Source organism: Fulvivirga sp. AWR4_260, from assembly GCF_056158185.1.
This window is the reverse complement of the sequence record NZ_JBSWSU010000001.1, coordinates 780,111-800,838: the sequence shown is the minus strand read 5'-3', so window position 1 is coordinate 800,838 and position 20,728 is coordinate 780,111. Positions and strand designations below refer to the sequence as shown.

Below are 20,728 nucleotides of genomic sequence, written 5' to 3'. Positions count from 1 at the left end.
ACGGTGAAATACAAAGAGTATAAAGGGCTCAATTATGCCGAAGTAGCTGATAATATATTTGATTTTTGGAAGAAAAATCAAATATTTGAAAAGTCTGTAAGCAGTAGAGAAGGTAACGAAACATTCACATTTTTTGAAGGACCTCCATCTGCTAATGGTACCCCTGGTATTCACCATGTGATGGCGCGTGCGGTAAAAGATATTTTTTGTAGGTACAAAACCTTAAAAGGATATCAGGTAAAGCGTAAAGGCGGCTGGGATACACATGGTCTTCCTGTAGAGTTACAGGTAGAAAAAGAGCTAGGTATTACCAAAGAAGATATTGGCAAAACAATCTCCGTTGAAGAATACAATAAGAAGTGTCGTGAAACGGTAATGCGTTTTAAAGACCAGTGGGATGACCTCACCCGTAGAATGGGATATTGGGTTGACCTTGATGATCCTTATGTAACATTTAATAAGGATTACATGGAAAGCTTATGGTACTTATTAAAGCAACTTTATGATAAAGGATTGCTTTATAAAGGATACACCATTCAGCCATACTCTCCTGCTGCTGGAACGGGATTAAGCTCTCACGAACTCAATCAGCCAGGAACTTACCGTGATGTAAAGGACACTACAATCACTGCTCAGTTCAAAGTAGTAAATGAAGAAAATACATTTTTCCTAGCATGGACTACTACGCCATGGACATTGCCAGCTAACACTGCCTTGGCCGTAGGTGAGAATATTACCTATGTAAAAGTAAAGACTTTTAATGCCTATACTTTTGAGCCTATTCAGGTGATTCTTGCAAAAGATCGTTTGTCAACTTATTTCAATGACAAAGCGAAAGCAATAAACATTGAAGACTACAAGGAAGGTGATAAGCTTATCCCTTTTGAAGTAGTGGAAGAGTACAAAGGAAAAGATTTAGTGGGTATGGAGTATGAGCAATTGATGCCATACATTGCCCCAGATGGCCCTGCTTTTAAAGTTATTCCTGGTGACTATGTAAGTACCGAAGATGGTACTGGTATAGTGCATATATCACCCACCTTTGGTGCTGATGACCAGAGGGTGGCGAAGCAAGCCGGTATAGGAGCTATTTTAGTGAAAGATGCCGAAGGGCAGCCATCGCCTATTGTAGATAAGCAAGGAAGGTACGTGAAGGAGATTACAGAATTTGCTGGTCTATATGTTAAAAATGAATACTATGCAGATGGTGAAGAGCCTGAAAAGTCGCTCGATGTACTTATAGCTATAAAATTAAAAGAAGAAAACAGAGCCTTCAGAGTAGAGAAGTATGAACACTCTTACCCTCACTGTTGGAGAACTGATAAGCCAATTCTTTATTACCCATTAGATTCTTGGTTTATTAAGACTACTGCTATGAAAGATAAGCTGGTAGAGCTTAATAAAACCATTAACTGGAAGCCAGAATCAACAGGAGTTGGAAGGTTTGGAAACTGGTTGGAGAATCTGGTAGATTGGAACCTTTCAAGATCAAGGTTCTGGGGCACACCATTACCTATTTGGGTGTCAGAAGATAAAACTGAGCAGAAGTGTATTGGCTCTATTGCTGAGCTGAAAGAAGAGGTAGAAAAATCAATAGCTGCAGGTTTTATGACTGAGTCTATTGGTGAAGATTTCGATCTTCATAGACCTTATGTAGACGATGTAGTATTGGTGAGTGAGAGCGGTAAAAAAATGTTCCGTGAACCAGACCTAATAGATGTTTGGTTTGACTCAGGAGCTATGCCTTACGCGCAATGGCACTACCCATTTGAAAATGAGGACATCTTTAAAGCTAACTATCCTGCTGACTTCATAGCTGAAGGGGTAGACCAAACACGTGGTTGGTTCTTTACTTTGCATGCTATAGCAGGTATGTTATTCGATAAGGTGGCGTTCAAAAACGTTATTGCTAACGGATTGGTGTTAGATAAAAATGGAAACAAAATGTCTAAACGTTTAGGCAATGCTGTAGATCCATTTAAAACACTGTCAGAGCACGGGCCAGATGCTACGCGCTGGTACATGATCTCCAATGCTAACCCTTGGGATAACTTAAAATTCAATATTGATGGTGTTATTGAGGTACAAAGAAGATTCTTAGGTACACTACAAAACACTTATTCATTCTTTGCACTTTATGCTAATCTCGATGGCTTTAATTACCAAGATGGTGATGCCGCTGCTGCAAGAACAGAAAGTGATCGCTGGGTATTGTCTAAATTAAATAGCTTAATTGAAAAGGTGGATGCTGCATATAATGATTATGAGCCAACCAGAGCTGCACGTTTAATTCAAGATTTTACTATAGATGATTTAAGTAACTGGTATGTTCGTCTTAACAGAAAGCGTTTCTGGAGAGGTGAATATAATGAAGATAAAAAGGCTGCATACCAGACATTATACACTTGCTTGATGACTATTGCTAAACTTGGTTCACCAATTGCACCATTCTACATGGATCAGTTGTATCAAGATTTAAATGCAGTAACCAAGCAAGACGCTCAGGAATCTGTACATTTAACCAGCTTCCCTGTTAAAGATGATAGCGTAGTGGATACTGATTTGGAGCAGAGAATGGCCTTAGCGCAAAATGTATCTTCATTGGTGCATTCATTGCGTAAGAAACACAAGGTTAAGGTTCGTCAGCCATTATCTAAAATTTTATTACCCGTGCTAAACGATCAGTTTAAGCGTCAGGTAAGTGCCGTGGAGGAGCTCATTCTTTCTGAGGTGAACATCAAAGAAATAGAATTTGTAGATGATGAGTCTGGTGTTTTGGTAAAAAACATAAAGCCTAACTTTAGAAAATTAGGACAGGAATATGGTCCTAAAATGAAAGATATAGCAGCGAAGATTAATCAATTTTCACCTGAAGATATTGCTCAGCTAGAGGCCGAAAATAAACTTGCTATTCAAATAGCAGATGGTGAAATTACCTTGACTATGGAGGATGTGGAGATCAACTATCAGGATATTCCTGGCTGGTCTGTGGCTTCTGAAGGTCGATTAACTGTAGCACTGGATATTACTATTTCTGATGATTTGAAGAAGGAAGGTATTGCTAGAGACTTGGTTAACCGTGTGCAAAATTTGAGAAAAGACATGGGCTTAGAAGTGCAGGATAAGATCAAGATTAATATAGAAAAGAATACTGACTTGGTTAATGCTGCGTTAGAAGCCAACAGAGAATATATCTGTAATGAAACTCAAGCTTTATCTTTAGATATTATCGATAGCGTAGCTGATGGTAATGAGCTAGAGATGGATGAGCACAAGTTAAAGGTTAAAATTGAAGCTTAAATGAAATTATACAGGTATTATCTACTCGCGCTGGGTGTAATTTTATTAGACCAACTGGTTAAACTTTTGGTTTATTACAATATGGAAATGGGTACCGCTGGTGAGATTTCTGTTATTGGAGACTGGTTTAAATTACATTATTTGTTAAACCCGGGCATGGCCTTTGGTATCAAGTCCAACCACATTTATGGTAAGTTGGCATTGACAGGTTTTAGGTTACTCGCTACAGGAGGTATTGGTTATTACCTTTATTACTTGTATCAGAAAGGAGCTAAGCCTGGATTACTTTGGTGCCTAGGGCTTATTTTGGGAGGTGCTGTAGGCAATGTAGTGGATAGTACTTTTTATGGGGTGTTTTTAGGTAATGCCCCTGATGGAGCTCCTACGCCTTGGTTCAATGGTCAGGTGATAGATATGTTGTTTTTCCCTTTGTTTGATGGGTACTACCCTGACTGGGTGCCTCGTGTAGGTGGTGATTATTTCCTATTCTTTAGTCCAGTGTTTAACATTGCTGATTCGTGTATTTTTATTGGGGTAGTGATAATTCTATTATTCCAAAAAAGATATTTAAAGAATAAAGATAATTCTGAGGTTATCATGGGTGAGCAGGGCGAAGGGCAGCTAGCAGAAAACGAAAAAATAATATCTTAATATTCAGGAAAACAACAGTGCATCAATAGCTTTGATCGCTGTTGTTTTTCTTTCTTCAAAATCTCCTTTTATCTCCACAAAAGGAGTCCCTGTTTTTAATATCTCTTGCTTAAATAAGTTATAGAAATATTCTCTTAATTCTGGGTTTTCTCTTTGAGGATCTTCCTCCCACGGTATGTCAATGTAGGTAAGAAGGTATAGATCGTAATTACGTTCTTTAATGATCTCTAGTATTTCTTCCGAACACTTGCCGTATTTGTGCTCAGCCCAAATTTTAATTACTATAAGGTCTGTGTCGCAAATTAATAATTTAGAAGCCTCTGCTGCTAAATTATCTTCTGAGGCTAGTTGACCTTTAGCAATGTTTAATAAATCATTTTCTTCATACTCTCTATCCAATTGGTCGATATACTCTCTGGCATATTCTGGCACCCATTTAGTTTTGTAGTGCTCAGATAGCAATTGTGATAAGGTACTTTTTCCGGTAGATTCTGGGCCTATTACCACTACTTTTTTCATTGTGCAAGCATGGTTTTTCTCCAGGTAAGGTAACCTGAAATAGCAAGCCCTATATAGATTAAGTATAATAATCCGTAGAACTGTATTCCTTTATAAAAATAGATGCCAGTGGCCAGTACATCTACAATGAACCAAAAGTACCAATTGTCTATTTTCTTACGAGCAGTTAACCACATACCAAATAAACTTAATACGGTAGTAGAAGCATCCCAATAAGGCATTAAGTTATCTGTCCATCTCTCCATGATGTAGCCAAATACTATAATACCCAGAATAGATAATAATGATGTTATTACTAAATATTTGGTAGAGCTATGAGTAATGGGTACTTCCTCTTCACTCTTTTTGCTTCCTGCTACCCAAAACCACCAGCCATAAATATTGAGTACCAAAAACACTATATGAAGAATAAAGTCTCCATAAAGTTTTTCTTGCCAAAAGATTACAAACGAAACTAGTACATAAGCTATGCCTGCTGGCCATGTCCATATATTTTCCTTTATCAGAAATATTACTGAAAGTAAGCCAAATATTAAACCCGCAGCTTCATAGGGGTTGATGGTGAGGATGTAATCTATTACTTGAGTCATTTTGAGGCTGTAAAGTTATTAGATAATAATTACTCCTTTACCGTTATTAATATAATAATCGCAGATTATTTAAATTTAGAAAAATCTATCACATAGCAATCAGGGTAAGATTTGAGTAAGCTTTCTTGGAGTTTAACGGCCCCTTCTCTTGTTTTATACTGCCCCAATATGATGGCATGTACTTTTTGTCCTTTTACGGTTTTAGACTGTAGTAGTATATCTTCTTTTTTGTAGGTTTCTTGTAAGTCTTCTACGAAAGCAACATAATTGTCCATTTGAGCAAAGCTCATGATCTGAACTCCAAAGCCTGTTGGGCGCAGTTTGGTTACTTCAATCTGGTAAAACGAGGGTTCATCTTGGTCGCCTACATTGTCATTAATAGTTACCACTTCTATGCTTACATCGGCTACGCCAGCTTTAATAATGCCTGTAGATTTTGCTGCTGCATAAGAAAGGTCAATTATTCTGTTCTTAACAAAGGGGCCGCGATCATTAACTTCTACTACTATCGATTTTTCGTTTTTAAGATTTGTAACTTTTACATGAGTACCAAAGGGCAGAGACCTATGGGCTGCGGTAAATTTACGGGCATCATAAGGAGTGCCGCTGGCTGTAGGTCTTCCTTGAAACTTATTTGCATAATATGATGCTTTTCCTGATTGTGTTTGTGCTATTGCTGTGCCTGCAAAAAGTAAAAAAATAACAAGTGAAAATATTCTCATGAATGAAATAATGGGGTAAATAACAATTTGATCATCTAAGTTAAAATTAATTAACTACGATTCGTTTTTTATATTATCGAATCTCTTTAGTTTTGTCCGGCAAATAACACTAACGCTTATTTGCTATGTCTTTAGACCAATCCAAATTTCTTTTTGAGGCTTTAACATATGATGATGTACTGCTTCAACCCGGTTACTCTGAAGTTCTTCCCAGAGACACACAAACCAAGACTCAATTAACTAAAAATATAGAGTTAAATATTCCATTTGTTTCAGCAGCTATGGATACTGTTTCCGAAGCTGATTTGGCTATTTCTATGGCCTTAGAAGGCGGACTTGGTTTTATTCATAAGAATATGACTAAGGAAGCACAAGCACAGCAGGTGCGTAAAGTAAAAAGATCACAAAGTGGGATGATTCTTGACCCTATTACGCTCAACATTAATTCTAATGTGGCAGATGCGGAGTCAATCATGAGAGAGTATAAGATAGGTGGTATTCCTGTGGTAGATGAAGACCGTAAGCTCATTGGTATCATTACCAACCGAGATTTGAGGTTTCACAAAGATATGTCTACGCCTATAGATAAAATCATGACCAAGAATGACCTGATCACGGCAGAGGAAAACATTGGTCTTGATAAGGCAGAAGATATTCTTCAAGAGCACAAAATTGAAAAATTACCTATTGTAAATAAAGATGGTATTCTTACAGGGTTAATTACTTATAAAGATATTCTTAAGAATAGAAATAAGCCCAATGCTTGTAAAGACGAGTATGGTAGACTAAGAGTTGGTGCTGCAGTGGGTGTTACTCCAGATTTATTAGATAGAGTAGAAGGCTTAAAAGCAGCCGGTGTTGATGTGATTAGTATAGACACTGCACATGGCCACTCTAAAGGTGTTATAGATGCTTGTAAGCAAGTGAAGGCTAAGTTTCCTGATCTTGACATAATAGTAGGTAATGTAGCCACTGCAGAGGCTGCAAAAGCATTAGCTGAGGCAGGTGCTGATGGTATAAAAGTGGGTGTAGGACCAGGTAGTATTTGTACTACAAGGATTATTGCAGGTGTAGGTGTTCCTCAATTATCAGCCGTTTATGAGTGTGCCAAAGCTGTAAAAGGAATGGGCGTGCCAGTGATTGCCGATGGAGGAATTCGTTTTTCAGGAGATGTGGTTAAAGCCATTGCCGGTGGTGCAAGTAGTGTAATGATTGGTTCGCTTTTAGCTGGTACTGAAGAAGCTCCTGGTGAAGTGATCATATACGAAGGAAGAAAGTTCAAGTCATATAGAGGTATGGGATCTGTAGAAGCTATGGAAGATGGTTCTAAAGATAGATATTTCCAAGATGCTGAAGATGATATAAAGAAATTAGTGCCTGAAGGTATTGTGGGTAGAGTTCCTTACAAAGGACTGGTTTCTGAAGTGCTATATCAATTGGTAGGAGGCCTTAAAGCGGGCATGGGTTACTGTGGTGCAAGCACCATAGAAGGGCTTAACGATGCTAAGTTTGTGAAGATCACTGCTGCTGGTGTGCAAGAGAGTCACCCTCACGATATATTCATTACAAGGGAAGCTCCCAATTATAGCCGATAAGTACCAAATTGGGACGAGTGCGGGTGTAGCCTCGTTCCAGTTTTAATTTTTTTATATATTATAATCGATAAGCCGTAGGGTTTTATCGATGAATGACATTTTCTGTCGTTAATCGGCAAGGTTTGTGTTGTGGCGGATTTGAATCCTAACTTAACTCAACCCTAATGTCAAAGTATCTAATAACCATCCTATTGCTGATGTACTCATATCAGCATACTATTGCTCAGTCAGTTATATGGAATGAAAACTTTTCAGGATATAACAATGCCACTGTAGGGCGAAACAAGAATACAGCAAACCCTGCCCCAGATTGGGAAATTACTTATAATGGTAATGGTGATGTATTTGCCTCCGGTAATAGGTTCTTAGTTAGAAATTCTGAAACTGAGGCCATTTGGACATCTGAAGTAATAGATATTTCTAATTATAATTATGTAGAAGTAAACGCGCAGTTAAGCTGGTTTTGGAGTACGTTTAGAAACCGTGATTATGTTCAATTCTATTATAAACTAGACGGGGGACCAGAGACTTCTTTCTTTGAACGTGAGAGTGAATTTATTGATGCAGATGAAACATCAGAGCAATTGGAGCAAGTTTTTTCAGGTACTTCACTTCAAATCATTGTTAAAATTCAAGTAGACTATTTTAGAATCATATTCTTTACTTTAGAAGAATACGTTGAAATCGAAAATATTAGTGTTAATGAAGTGGTTTCGCTCTATTCTAGGAAAAATGGGAGGTGGAACGATGGTACCACCTGGTCAGCTAATGATTTTTCTGAGGCGCAGCCACCGTGTAACTGTACGCCTACAGCTTCAGAGGCAGCAGTAATTGGTAATAACAATACAGTCTCTATTACCTCTAATGCCGAGGCAGGTATAGTAGATGTTTACAATACCGGAAACTTAACATGGGGAAATGATAATAACCTTTCTATAGCGCGTGGGATTTTAAAGGTAAGAGATGGGGGTGAAATTTATTCGTCAGGGAATACATCCCAATTATGGTTTACTAACCCTAATGTTTTGTATGCCTTATCTAATGATGGGAGTATTCGGTTAACCAATATGGTTTTACGAGAAGGTGTTAGTGTTGTTGATGCAGGTACGGGAGAATTCATTATCGATAATTTGATGACTTTGTATGAGGGGGATGCCCAATATACTCACAATGCCACAGGAGTTTTTAATACTGATTATCTATACTTAAATGATGCGAATAATTTATTTATCAATAACGCTGAAATAACAGCAACTAATAGCCTATTGGTTAATGGTAATGATTCTCAACTAGATAATAACGGTATTTTAACATTCAATGCTTTAGACCTCAATAACAGGAGGTTTAACCTTAATAACAATGGTGTATTAAATCAAACTGGTGATTTTCTGAATATCCCAAATAGTGGGGCTCTTAATAATAATGACCAAGCAGTGTGGAATTGGTCTTTTGCTTCTACAAATATTGATGCTGATGTAAGGCGAATATTAACTACTAATGAGGGGGATAATTTGTTCGAGTACAGTAGTAATGGAAATCAAAATATTATACCGGTAACCTACAGTAACATTCGTTTGTCGGGAAATGGTATTAAATATACTACTAATGATCTTAATGTAGAGCGGGATTTGATGATTGCTGCTAGTGCCATTCTGGATGTTAATAGAAATAGGGATGATATTAATTTGGGAGGAGACTGGAAGAATACCAGTGATGAGGCTGATGCTTTTGTTGAGGGCAATAGGACTGTGATCATTAACGGTAATCAAACTCAATATATTGAGGGAGATAAAGCACAGACTTTTTATAATTTAAGATTAGACAAAGACAATGCTAATTTAATCCTAGGTCAGGACGTGCGGGTAACTAACCAATTCCGGTTGGACCAAGGGTTGTTGGAGGTTATAGATAATAATGTGACTATTGCCGAGTCTGGAAATATAATAGGAGGTGATAATAATAGCTATGTTAAGGTCTCTTATGAAGGAGCATTGGAGCAAGAAGGCTTAGGGAGTGGTGGTCGTACGGGCAATGTTAAGTTTCCTGTTGGTCTATCAGATTATGCACCCCTTTCTATTAATAATAGTACAGGTGTAAAGGATGTTTTTTCTGTAAGAATGTGTAATGGTATTAGCTTGTTAGGTGCATGTATAGGAGAAAATATTTTTGAAAAAGTTGTAGACCTTACTTGGTATATCGATGAAGGAACTAAAGGTGGATCTAATGCCAATTTAAACTTTCAATGGAATAAAAATAGAGAGCTTCAAGGCTTTGAACGTTCAGCTATTAATGTGATGCACTATAATGGTAAGCTATGGGAGGCAATAGCAAAAACATCCGCAGCGGGTAATGGGCCTTATAATGCAGGGGCTATGGGCGTTCAAGATTTTTCTCCTTTTGGAATTCAATATGATGATGGGCCACTACCAGTGGAATTAAGATCTTTTGAGGCGAAGATTACTGAACAGGATGCGGTACAGTTAAAGTGGATTACAGACTCTGAGTTGAATAATGATTTCTTTACCGTAGAAAGAAGTGGAGCTGATTTAAAAGCTTTTGAGGCACTCAAAACTATTCAAGGCAAAGGCACCACTACCGAAGTAAATAACTACGTTTGGGAGGATCAGAATCCATTAGCGGGGGTGTCTTATTATAGGCTTAAGCAAACAGATTACGATGGTACATTTACTTATTCTCAGGTACAGCGCGTTAATTATATTCCTAGTGCAGAAGATGTAACAATATTTCCTGTGCCTAGTAATGGTGAAAACATTAGAGTTCAGTTTACATTGCCAGGTATCTCTAGCGGTGAAGTTACACTTAAGGTTATAGATGTGTATGGTAGGCAGCTGCTACTTCAGCACCATGAAGTACAGGCAGGTAAAAATGAATTGGAACTTAACTTTAATCAAAAGTTAGGAGCGGGCAATTATATTTTGTCAATTACAGGAGGTGTTACGAGTCACTATAACTTTATAGTCTCAAATTGATAAAATTAAAAAGCCTGCTTTGGAAGCAAGCAGGCTTTTTAGATTATAATAAAATGGCAAGTTAATATTATACTCCTTCGGCTTCTACGGTTTGTATTTCATTAGGTAACATTCTTTTTAGCAAGTTTTCAATACCGGCTTTTAATGTTACTGTACTTGACGGGCAGCCACTACATGAACCTTGTAGCAATACTTTCACTACGCCATCGTGGTACGAATGGAAAGAGATTGCTCCTCCATCTTGCTCAACCGCAGGTTTTATATATTCATCAAGAATACCCTTGATTTTTTTAACGGTTTCAGAATCATTTTCATCAAATAACTCTTCCTCCTTAATTTCATTTAGGATAGGCTTTGCAGCCTCTAAGTGGTTTTTTATATGTTCTTTAAGTGTTCCTTTAATCTCCTCCCATTCTGTACCTTCTTTTTTGGTTACAGTTATGAAATTCGCCATATAAAACACTCTATCCACAAAATCATACTGGAATAACTCCTTAGCTAATGGAGCTTCTTCAGCGCTCTCTACACTAGGAAAATCATGACTAACACCAGTTGGTAGTAACATGAAGTCTACTACAAATTTTAAAGAGTTGGGGTTAGGGTTAGCCTCCATGTATACATGCACTAACCTGTTTTCCTTATTTACTTTTTCTGCTTCCATATTCTTTATTTTAAGGCTAATAACTGTTACGTAATTTCTTCCTATAACGTTTAAGAATATTTAGGAAGTTCACCTTCTGACTTAGCAATTAATGTTGAAACAGCAACATCGCCTGTAACATTTACTACGGTACGGCACATGTCAAGGATTCGGTCTACCGGGAAAATAATTGCTATCCAAGCTGGGTTTAACCCTACAGACTGTAAAACGATAATCATCATTACCAAGCCTGCACTAGGCACTGCGGCAGAGCCGATAGAGGCTAATGTGGCTGTAAGTACAATGGTAAGTTGCTGTCCTAGGGTAAGATCTACCATGTGTAGCTGAGCTAAAAAGATAACGGCTACTGCTTGGTATAAACTAGTGCCGTCCATATTTACAGTAGCACCAATTGGTAGTACAAAACTACTTATGTTTTTCGATACGCCCATGTTTTCTTCCACACACTCCATGGTTACAGGTAGTGTAGCTGCACTTGAGCTTGTAGAAAATGCTAAAAATTGCGCAGGGCTTATATTAGAAAAGAATTCCTTATAACTCAGTTTCTTAACGAAAATTAATACCAGAGCAGGGTAGAATACAAAGATCATAAAGCCTAGGCCCACAATCAATGTGATAGAGTAAGAACCTAGCCCCTTAAATATTTGTATCACTTCAGCCGGTGTATCGGCCATTTTTGCTATCACGCCAGAGAGTAAGGCAAATACAAAGAAAGGAGCTCCTTTCATTACAATATCTACCATTTTTAAAAACACTTCATTAACGCTATTAACCAATGTTATAATGGGTTGGCCTATTTCAGCAGGTACCATAGCTATACAAATGCCAAAGAATATGGCGAAGAATATAACTTGCAGCATAAGGCCATTATCGCCTAAGGCCTGAAAAATGTTTTCAGGGACCATTTCAACTATAAATTGTAACGGAGGAGCATTTTTGCTGGCTTCAGCAGACTTTAATTTATCTTCTACATTAACGTTTGGTTGATTGTTTTTGGCGCTTTCTATAGTTTCCTCACTAGCTATTGCCTCAACCTTGTCTTTATATTTAGGGTCTGTTAGTACACTTTTATTATCTTTTACACTTTCTACATCATCAGTAGCATGTACCCATTTTTCGTATTCTATTCTATTCTTTAACCTTTGAGTGTCATCTAAGAAGGTGCCAGGCTTAACTAAGTTGACCAACGCTAGTCCTATACCCACGGCTATAATTGTAGTAAGTAAATATATGCCTAAAGTTTTAGCACCCAACCTGCCAAGTTTCGAAACATCGCTAAGTCCAGAAACTCCTCCAATAATAGAGAACAAAACTAGTGGTACTGCAATGAACTTCAATAGTCTGATAAAGATGGCTCCAAAAGGATCGATCCAGTCAATGGTGAACTGGTTCCAGCCCAATGAGCTCGAGATGAAGGCCCAAATAATACCAGCGACAAGTCCGAGAATAATTTTTACGTGCAGTGGGAGTTTTTTCATAAAAGGTAAAAAAATTTAAGCCCCTAATTTAACCGTTTGGTTAATTAAATAAAAATCAGCTATTACCAACGCGGCCATAGCTTCCACAATCGGTACTGCTCTGGGAACAACGCACGGATCGTGCCGCCCCTTACCACTTACTGTGGTGGCCTCACCTGACTGATTTATTGAAGGCTGGTCTTGCATAATAGTAGCCACAGGTTTAAAGGCTACATTGAAATATATATCTTCTCCGTTAGAAATACCACCTTGGATTCCGCCCGAATAATTTGTTTTTGTTGATACTTTGTCAGCATCTGCTTCGAAATGATCGTTATGTTCAGATCCCCTCATTTTGATTCCCTCAAAGCCGCTTCCATACTCAAAGCCTTTTACCGCGTTAATACTTAGCATAGCTTTCCCTAGCTCAGCATGCAGTTTGTCGAAAACAGGCTCGCCCAAACCAACCGGTGCTTTGGTAATTACCCCTGTTACTAATCCACCAATAGTATCTCGGTCTTTTCTTACCTCATCTATTAATGAGATCATTTTTTCAGCAGTTGCGGCATCTGGGCATCTTACTATATTATCTTCCGTTTTAGCAAAATCTAATTCGGTATAATGCGGAGCTTTAATTTCACCAACTTGCGATACATACGCATTGATTTCTACTCCAATATGTTTTAATAACATTTTGGCAACAGCGCCAGCAGCTACACGAGCAGCGGTTTCTCTGGCACTGCTACGTCCTCCACCACGGTAGTCTCTTATGCCATATTTAGCATCATAAGTATAGTCTGCATGGCTAGGACGATATTTGTCTGCAATGTGGGAGTAATCTTTACTCTTTTGGTCTGTATTCCTAATGACAATACTGATAGGAGTGCCGGTAGATTTACCTTCAAAAACACCAGATAGAATTTCAAAACTATCGTCTTCTTTTCGTTGAGTGGTGATTTTTGATTGTCCAGGTTTACGCCTGGTTAATTCACTCTGGATGAACGCCTCATCTATCTCAAGCCCAGCAGGGCAACCATCAATAGTTACGCCCAAGGCCTTGCCATGAGATTCGCCAAAAGTTGTGATTTTAAATAATGTACCGAAAGAGTTTCCCACAGTAAAAAAAGTTGGTAGGTTATTTTTTGAATATGATTACAGCTGATACCGCTAACATAGCCAAAATAAAAATGTTGACAAAGATTTTAGTCCATTCAAAGCTAGTTGTGCTGTGCAAGGTGTTATCTTCTAAACTTATAGCATCATAGAATGAGCCCAAGTCATTAGCTTGTATAGATTCATTCTTTTTGCTCTCCCCTGTTACTACTACATGCTTTTGAGATGATAAGGTATCGTATTTTTTAGTCTTAGGGTTGAAGAAAATCCACTCAAAATAATTTTTGAAATCGTAATTGCCGGGTTCTTTAGGTATTCCATAATAATGGAAAGATTTAGCTCCGGTTACACGATTATTCTTTCTGTTGATGTTTTGAGTGACATTAGGATCATAAAAGTCGAAGTTTTCGCCTCCGTCCACAGTTGGTTCGGTAATGGCTGAAATGTTACCTTCACCATAGATATTAAACTCGTAAGAGAAGCTTTCTCCAGTTTTTAAATCCGTTTTATTTACTCTTTCATCAAGTTTATAATCTCCTACTGCCACTTGGTCTTTTAATGGGTGAGGGGGTAATTTCTTAACGTCTATAGTCTTTGCCTTGCTGTAAAAAGTTTTGAAATCTTCCTGACGATTGCGCCCAAAGAAAGATGGGTTTTTGGCTACTTTATATTTAATCATCTTTAACCCTACACTAGGAAATGTAATAGGCTCAGCATTTAATGGGTAGAATACTCCCTGATATATTTTATACTGAGAGTATGACTTTCCATTGATTTGAATCCTTTCAGCATTAATGTTTTCTATATTGAAATTTTCTTCCCAGGCGTTTTGGGGTCTTAATTTTTTAAGTATGTCTGACAGCTGCTTGCCTAAATCACTAAATTGAAGAGGTGCTCTATTGCTTTCAGCTACATAAAAAGCTAAAGTAGTTGTTAGCCCTTCACCCACATATACGCTTTGCTTGTCGGTGGTAAGTGCTAAAAATGCTTCATCTTTTACATCCACAAATTCGGTTTCTTTTTCTTCACCAAAGAAATTATCAAATGGGTCACTTCTGTCAAAAAAGTTTTTGAAAGGGTCGTTGCGTTGTTGGCGAGTTACTGCATCGCCAACCGTAATGGTTTTGCCCGGAGAGCTGACCATTTTGCCATTAATTTCCATTTGAAATGCTTTAAGCGTAAAGCTGCCTTTTCTGGAGGGAGAGTAGGACATGGTTACGCTCTGTTTTGAGGAAATTTGCCCATTAATTATTTGAGTGGATGAAGAGGACGAGGTTCCTCTTTTTTGAAAACCATCAATATCAGGAAAATCACCATAACCTTTGAGCCTCTCGTTAGATGCTGTGACGGTAATTGTCCATACTTGATTTTCTCCGATTTGATCTGGCCCTAATTCTATGCTTATTTCTTGCGCGAATGCTTGGTTAAAAAACATCGCTGAAACTGCAATTAGTGCCAGCATGTATAGCCTGCGATATATCATACCCATAATTTTTTTAGAACCTTATGCCTTCTATAACGTACAAATCTAGGGCAATACTTTAATAAACTGTAATTATTTTGTATATTAAAAAAGCCGCTTAAACCATAAAGATGGTTTATTATATTAATTTTTAAACTACGAACCCTTATGTTAGAATATGTTAAAACCATACTCATGAAGGTGAGTTTTGATGCTAAACTTTTTGAAAAAGAGTTAAAAAAAGCTATCCACACCTTAATAGATGATGAGGTTCATGAATTGAAAAGCTGGTGTTACACCAAGTTTAATGAAGAGTACCCTTATGTGCTCAGTCGCTGCTTTGTAGTTAATTAAGCATTTCCATTAGTTGGATTTAACGATATTAACCCTGATTATTTTGTCAGGGTTTTTTTTATGCCCAAAATAAAGCAGATAATTAATTTGTAAACTCACTAGTTTTTTAATCAACTTTAGGGTACTGTGGTTGTTTAGTGATAAACCAAATTAACTTATGAAAAACCTACTTTATTTAAGTATTGCATTGTTGGGGCTAGTGTCGTGTTCTAAGAAAAGTGCCAGTCAAGCCACTGATAATGTATCAATTAGCAAAACTGTGGAGGTATATCAATTAACAAAATTTATGGGGCGTATGAGAGGCTCCCAGCTGGAAGGTGCCAACTTGCCTTATCAGGAGGTGATCAGATTGTACCCCGAAGGTAACTTTGTTAAAACCAGAAAAACGGCAGGTGAAGAGAAAAAAGCAAGTGGAAGTTATACTCTCAAAACCTTGTCTGATGGTGAGTATCTTGAGTTTGAATATGAACAAAAAAGTGAGTTGATAGGTAACTGTACTGGTGATTTAAAAGAAATGTTTAGGGTGCAAGATGAGGAACATATTGCAGGAACTTGGCAAATGTGTGACGGCCCTGGGCTGGTATATAAAAAATTATAAGTAACAAAAAAGGGTAAGTGATCTTACCCTTTTTTGTTTTTTGTAGCGGTTATTATATTTTTTTTAAAACCGTCATATTTAGCTCTTTTTACAGCGGACTTCCGAAAAACTTCATTAAAAACTTCATGGGTTATTTCTTCCCAATCGCGTTTGCTGTATTCTAACAGGTTTTGATGAGGTTGAAAAGCTGGCTCATTGTGGGCTTTTGAAAATCTATTCCAAGGGCATACATCTTGACAAATGTCACAACCAAAAATCCAATCTTTCATTTTATTGTTGAATTCTTCGGGTATTTCTTCCTTTAACTCTATGGTTAAATAGGATATGCATTTGTTAGAATCAATTACATATGGTTGGGTAATGGCATCTGTAGGGCAGTTGTCAATACAGGCTGTGCATGTGCCACAATAATCTTTCACTGGACCATCGGCCAATAATTCTAAGTCAATGATTAGTTCTGCCAGAAAAAAGAAACTGCCTGCTGTTTTGTTCAGTAATAAGCTGTTTTTGCCTATCCAGCCAAGGCCACTTTTTTGAGCCCAAGACCTTTCCATTACCGGTGCTGAATCTACAAATACGCGACCATCAACATCACCAATTTCCTCTTTTATTCTTTCCATAAACTGGTTAAGACGATCTTTTATTATAAAATGGTAGTCTTTCCCATATGCGTATTTGGCTATTTTGTAAGTGTCATTTGATTGCTGTTGCTCTGGGTAATAGTTGTAAATTAGTGAAACTACAGATTTGGCGCCTGGCACTAACAGGGTTGGGTCAAGGCGTTTGTCAAAATGGTTTTCCATATAAGCCATTTTTCCATTCAAGCCTTTGTTTAGCCATTTTTCGAGCTTGGGAGCCTCATCTTCTAAAAACTCTGCCTTGGCAATGCCGCAGTGCATGAAGCCCAGCTCTTGCGCAATTTTCTTAATTATTATACTTCTATCTGCTGCCGATTGCACGCTGAAAACTATTAATCAAATAAGCCTCTAGCCTTATTAGGAGGCACAATATTCAAGTGTTTATAGGCTAGTTCTGTAGCTTCCCTTCCTCTTGAAGTTCTTTTTATATAGCCTTCCTGTATTAAAAAGGGTTCATAAACTTCTTCTATGGTTTCGGCTTCATCACCACAGGCAGTAGCTATGGTGCTTATGCCCACAGGTCCACCTTTAAATTTTTCAATGATGGTAGTGAGTATGCGGTTGTCCATTTCGTCAAGGCCGTGCTCATCTACATCTAGTGCATCTAGTGCTATTTGGGCTATTTCTTTGGTGATGGTTCCGTTGCCTTTTATTTCTGCAAAATCTCTGGTTCTACGAAGTAAATTGTTGGCGATACGTGGAGTACCTCTGCTCCTTCGTGCTATTTCATAAGAAGCGTCTTCATCAATTGGGCAACGCAAAATGTGACAAGATCTCTTAATGATTTTAGAAAGTAATTCTGCATCGTAGTATTCTAGGCGAGCATTGATGCCAAAGCGTGCGCGAAGAGGAGATGTTAATAGTCCTGCTCGGGTGGTGGCTCCAATAAGCGTAAACGGTGCAAGTGTTATTTGCACTGTTCTGGCACTGGGCCCTGAGTCAAGCATAATATCAATCTTAAAATCCTCCATGGCAGAGTATAGGTACTCTTCCACAATAGGGTTTAAACGATGGATTTCATCTATAAATAAAACATCGTGATCTTCAAGGTTGGTTAATAAGCCGGCCAAGTCGCTTGGCTTATCTAATATGGGCCCAGAAGTGATCTTTATATTACTTTCTAATTCGTTGGAGATAATATGTGAAAGTGTGGTCTTTCCTAGTCCGGGAGGTCCGTGAAGTAAAACATGGTCCAAAGGCTCTCCTCGTTTTTTTGCAGCGCTAACAAAGATTTTTATGTTTTCAACCACCTTTCCTTGGCCAGAAAAATCATCGAAACTAAGTGGGCGTAATGCCTTTTCTATTTCTCTTTCTGCAGAGCTCATGCCCTCTCCTTCTCCACTTAAATAATCTTCTCTCATATATAAATTAAAAGATAAAGAAATTTCTTTGTTAAAGTGTGAAGTTAGTAATTATCGCTGAATTATAATTTCTGTTATCCGTTTTAAGAAGGTCAATTTGATTACTTTTGGGCCAAATTTTAATAAAAATGAGTAATAGGTACAGAAATATTATTTACACAGTGGTACTGCTGGCAGCTGTTTTTGGTGTTTGGAAATACCGTCAGGGCAAGAAAAACCCTCCGGTTCACTTCTCTGGAAAAACCATGGGGCCCATTAAATATAATGTTACCTATTTTGATGATGAGGGTAGAGATTTTAAGAAACAAGTAGATTCTATACTTGTAGATTTTAATAATGCTTTAAGTACTTACATCCCTAGTTCAGATATATCCACTTTCAATACTGAAGCAAGTTTTACATTTAAGAGCCCGTACTTTTTACCTGCATTACAAGAGAGTACTGAAATTTCGGAAATGACAAAGGGTGCATATGACCCTACGGTGATGCCGGTAATAAATGCATGGGGGTTTGGTCCTGAAGAGGGCATTCATAATGACAGCTCCAGAATAGACTCACTAATGAGCTTTGTTGGTTTTCATAAAATATCATTTAACTCTGACAGCGTATGGAAGAAAGATGCCAGAGTGCAGTTGGATTTTAGTGCTTTGGCAAAGGGTTATGGAGTAGATGTGGTTGCTAAGTTTTTAGAAGATCAGGGCATTCATAATATGCTTATTGAAATAGGAGGAGAGGTAGTGACCCGAGGTGAAAATCTACAAACAGATAAACCATGGACAGTTGGGATATTGGATCCTAATTCTGATGAAATCAATCAATATTATTATGCTGTAGTAGGTTTGGAAGATGTGGGAATGGCTACTTCAGGTAATTATTTTAATTATCACATTATTGATAATGTGAAGTACGGACATACTATTAATCCAAAAACGGGATTTCCGATTGAGCATTCACTATTAAGTGTTTCTGTGTTTACAAAAGATTGTGGTAGGGCTGACGCGTTAGCAACAGCATGTATGGTGCTTGGGTATGATCAGGCTAAGTCACTAGTGGAGAGTAATGATGGTGTTGATGCATTTTTCATTTATAGTAAAAAGGATGGTACATTGGATGCTTATGCCACTAAAGGGATTAAGGAAAGAATTAAAATATTAGATAAAGAGTGATGGAGAAGTTGAAGAAGGAATGGTTTGGAGAGTGGTTTGATTCACCTTATTATCACGTACTTTATAAAAATCGAGATAAAAACGAAGCTAGTGTTTTTATTAATAACCTAATTAGTCATTTTAAAATAGAGACTGACCATAAGGTGCTCGACTTGGCTTGTGGCAAAGGAAGACACAGTATATTTCTCAATAAAAAAGGCTTTGATGTAGTAGGGGTAGATCTTTCTGAGCAGAGTATAAATTATGCTCGCCAATATGAGAATGATAAACTTCACTTTTTTATTCATGACATGCGAAAGGTTTTTGTGGAGGAGGAATTTGATTTCATTCTTAACCTTTTCACAAGTTTTGGCTATTTTGAAACTGACCAAGAGCACGAACAGGCCATTTGTGCAGTAGCTAAAGCTCTTAAGCCTGGGGGTGTTTTTCTCATTGATTTTCTCAATTCTTATAAAATAAAGCGTGATTTTGTGCCAGTGCTTAATAAAGAGGTGGATGGTATTCACTTTCATATTACTAAAGAGCTGACTTCAGACGGATACATTAAAAAGAATATTGCATTTGAAGACAATGGGCAAGAGCACAATTTTTATGAAAGGGTCAAATTGGTTACACAACAAGAATTTGAATCATATTTTAAGAAAGCGAATCTGCAGACTATAGCTATTTTTGGCGATTATGATTTACGTCCATATGATCCTGAGACTTCTGATCGTATGATTTTTATTGCCAGAAATTCGTAAGTAGATGATATAAATGCAACAGAGTTGTATATTTGTCTTTTATCCAATCGAGAGAAATGATAATTAATGCAATTCTGCTTTTTTTGGCAGCAATGGGGGCGGGCACAATGGCTTTATGGTTTCCTACCATTAAAGAAAGCCGATATAAACTAACATTAGTTTTTGCTGGATCTTATTTATTCGCAGTAACAATTGTTCACATTTTACCAGAGTTATTTTCTCAGGCTGAAGATGTGTATAACGTGGGGCTTTTTGTGTTGCTGGGCTTCTTTTTGCAAATGATTTTGGAATATTTTACAGCAGGCGTGGAGCATGGCCATGTGCATAAGCACAGCCATAACCATAGTCATGGTGCTACAGCATCTTTATCGGTTTTAATAGCACTATCATTGCATGCATTGTTAGAAGGTGCAATGGTGGCGCACCCTACAGGTGGACATGGCCATGTTCATCATGAAAATTCCTCTTTGCTGGTCGGTATTTTATTGCATAAGGCACCTGCCGCTTTTGCATTGGTTTCAATACTTACTTGTCAGTTGAAAAGCAAACAAAAAGCTTTGTTGTTTTTGAGCTGTTTTGCTCTTGCATCTCCCGTAGGGTTGCTAACCGGTCATTATTATGTAAGTAATAACCTACTTTCTACGAAAGCCTTCGAAATCTTATTTGCTCTAGTAAGTGGAAATTTTCTCCATATTTCTACTACAATAGTTTTTGAAGGTAGTGTTGACCATCATTTTAATGCTAAAAAGTTAGGGGTGGCTATTTTGGGAGCTTCCGTTGCTTTGGCGGCCCAATATTTATTTTAGAG

At 37.7% G+C, this 20,728-nt stretch carries 18 protein-coding genes; 9 read left to right on the top strand and 9 right to left on the bottom strand.

What is annotated here, in order from left to right; all coding sequences use genetic code 11:
- The first annotated feature begins 3 nt into the window (after positions 1 to 3).
- Both ileS and ACXACQ_RS03415 read left to right on the top strand, forming a co-directional pair.
- Entirely contained in the window at positions 4 to 3,300 is a 3,297-nt protein-coding gene (gene ileS, locus ACXACQ_RS03420) for an isoleucine--tRNA ligase (protein ID WP_474974525.1), read from the top strand.
- Positions 3,301 to 3,951 carry a lipoprotein signal peptidase gene (locus ACXACQ_RS03415; RefSeq protein WP_474974524.1) on the top strand — a complete coding sequence of 217 codons (651 nt, stop codon included), beginning with the start codon at positions 3,301 to 3,303 and terminating at the stop codon, positions 3,949 to 3,951.
- A 3-nt stretch (positions 3,952 to 3,954) separates the two neighbouring features.
- On the opposite strand, the gene ACXACQ_RS03410 is transcribed toward ACXACQ_RS03415, so the two are convergent.
- From ACXACQ_RS03410 to ACXACQ_RS03400, 3 genes are all read right to left on the bottom strand, one after another.
- A complete protein-coding gene (locus ACXACQ_RS03410; protein ID WP_474974523.1) occupies positions 3,955 to 4,470 on the bottom strand; it encodes an AAA family ATPase in 516 nt (171 codons plus the stop codon).
- Positions 4,467 to 5,060 (bottom strand): nicotinamide riboside transporter PnuC, encoded by a 594-nt coding sequence (pnuC, locus tag ACXACQ_RS03405; RefSeq protein ID WP_474974522.1) that lies wholly within the window; start codon positions 5,058 to 5,060, stop codon positions 4,467 to 4,469. The genes ACXACQ_RS03410 and pnuC overlap by 4 nt, the downstream gene beginning before the upstream one ends.
- Positions 5,061 to 5,125: 65 nt before the next feature.
- Positions 5,126 to 5,782 carry a septal ring lytic transglycosylase RlpA family protein gene (locus ACXACQ_RS03400; protein WP_474974521.1) on the bottom strand — a complete coding sequence of 219 codons (657 nt, stop codon included), beginning with the start codon at positions 5,780 to 5,782 and terminating at the stop codon, positions 5,126 to 5,128.
- A gap of 125 nt (positions 5,783 to 5,907) precedes the next feature.
- Between ACXACQ_RS03400 and guaB the strand changes: the two genes are divergently transcribed.
- Positions 5,908 to 7,377, top strand: coding sequence for an IMP dehydrogenase (gene guaB / locus ACXACQ_RS03395; protein WP_474974520.1), 1,470 nt, complete (start codon positions 5,908 to 5,910; stop codon positions 7,375 to 7,377).
- Between the two features lie 164 nt (positions 7,378 to 7,541).
- A complete protein-coding gene (locus ACXACQ_RS03390; RefSeq protein ID WP_474974519.1) occupies positions 7,542 to 10,367 on the top strand; it encodes a T9SS type A sorting domain-containing protein in 2,826 nt (941 codons plus the stop codon).
- Between the two features lie 67 nt (positions 10,368 to 10,434).
- Here the strand turns inward: ACXACQ_RS03390 and ACXACQ_RS03385 are convergent, their stop codons facing one another.
- From ACXACQ_RS03385 to ACXACQ_RS03370, 4 genes are read right to left on the bottom strand one after another with little or no spacing between them, the layout of a single operon-like run.
- Entirely contained in the window at positions 10,435 to 11,028 is a 594-nt protein-coding gene (locus tag ACXACQ_RS03385; RefSeq protein WP_474974518.1) for a NifU family protein, read from the bottom strand.
- Between the two features lie 50 nt (positions 11,029 to 11,078).
- Complete coding sequence (locus tag ACXACQ_RS03380; protein ID WP_474974517.1) at positions 11,079 to 12,506, bottom strand: dicarboxylate/amino acid:cation symporter; 1,428 nt, start codon at positions 12,504 to 12,506, stop codon at positions 11,079 to 11,081.
- A gap of 15 nt (positions 12,507 to 12,521) precedes the next feature.
- Positions 12,522 to 13,601 carry a chorismate synthase gene (gene aroC / locus ACXACQ_RS03375; RefSeq protein ID WP_474974516.1) on the bottom strand — a complete coding sequence of 360 codons (1,080 nt, stop codon included), beginning with the start codon at positions 13,599 to 13,601 and terminating at the stop codon, positions 12,522 to 12,524.
- 19 nt (positions 13,602 to 13,620) lie between these two features.
- Positions 13,621 to 15,060 carry a BatD family protein gene (locus tag ACXACQ_RS03370; RefSeq protein ID WP_474974515.1) on the bottom strand — a complete coding sequence of 480 codons (1,440 nt, stop codon included), beginning with the start codon at positions 15,058 to 15,060 and terminating at the stop codon, positions 13,621 to 13,623.
- Positions 15,061 to 15,228: 168 nt separating this feature from the next.
- Here ACXACQ_RS03370 and ACXACQ_RS03365 point away from each other — a divergent pair, with 168 nt between their 5' ends.
- Both ACXACQ_RS03365 and ACXACQ_RS03360 read left to right on the top strand, forming a co-directional pair.
- A complete protein-coding gene (locus ACXACQ_RS03365) occupies positions 15,229 to 15,414 on the top strand; it encodes a hypothetical protein (protein WP_474974514.1) in 186 nt (61 codons plus the stop codon).
- Between the two features lie 157 nt (positions 15,415 to 15,571).
- A complete protein-coding gene (locus ACXACQ_RS03360; RefSeq protein WP_474974513.1) occupies positions 15,572 to 16,012 on the top strand; it encodes a hypothetical protein in 441 nt (146 codons plus the stop codon).
- Between the two features lie 23 nt (positions 16,013 to 16,035).
- Here the strand turns inward: ACXACQ_RS03360 and queG are convergent, their stop codons facing one another.
- Together queG and ruvB are read right to left on the bottom strand one after the other, a co-directional pair.
- The gene (gene queG, locus ACXACQ_RS03355) at positions 16,036 to 16,971 is read right to left on the bottom strand and encodes a tRNA epoxyqueuosine(34) reductase QueG (protein WP_474974512.1); all 936 of its coding nucleotides are present in this window, start codon (positions 16,969 to 16,971) and stop codon (positions 16,036 to 16,038) included.
- A gap of 11 nt (positions 16,972 to 16,982) precedes the next feature.
- On the bottom strand, positions 16,983 to 18,011 hold the full coding sequence (gene ruvB / locus ACXACQ_RS03350; RefSeq protein WP_474974511.1) for a Holliday junction branch migration DNA helicase RuvB: 1,029 nt from the start codon (positions 18,009 to 18,011) through the stop codon (positions 16,983 to 16,985).
- A gap of 128 nt (positions 18,012 to 18,139) precedes the next feature.
- Here ruvB and ACXACQ_RS03345 point away from each other — a divergent pair, with 128 nt between their 5' ends.
- The 3 genes from ACXACQ_RS03345 to ACXACQ_RS03335 are packed head-to-tail and all read left to right on the top strand — an operon-like array spanning position 18,140 to position 20,726.
- Positions 18,140 to 19,177 carry an FAD:protein FMN transferase gene (locus ACXACQ_RS03345; RefSeq protein WP_474974510.1) on the top strand — a complete coding sequence of 346 codons (1,038 nt, stop codon included), beginning with the start codon at positions 18,140 to 18,142 and terminating at the stop codon, positions 19,175 to 19,177.
- Positions 19,177 to 19,920 carry a class I SAM-dependent methyltransferase gene (locus ACXACQ_RS03340; RefSeq protein ID WP_474974509.1) on the top strand — a complete coding sequence of 248 codons (744 nt, stop codon included), beginning with the start codon at positions 19,177 to 19,179 and terminating at the stop codon, positions 19,918 to 19,920. The genes ACXACQ_RS03345 and ACXACQ_RS03340 overlap by 1 nt, the downstream gene beginning before the upstream one ends.
- Before the next feature lie 56 nt (positions 19,921 to 19,976).
- Positions 19,977 to 20,726, top strand: a complete 750-nt coding sequence (locus tag ACXACQ_RS03335; RefSeq protein ID WP_474974508.1) for a ZIP family metal transporter — start codon at positions 19,977 to 19,979, stop codon at positions 20,724 to 20,726.
- The last annotated feature ends 2 nt before the right edge of the window (positions 20,727 to 20,728 follow it).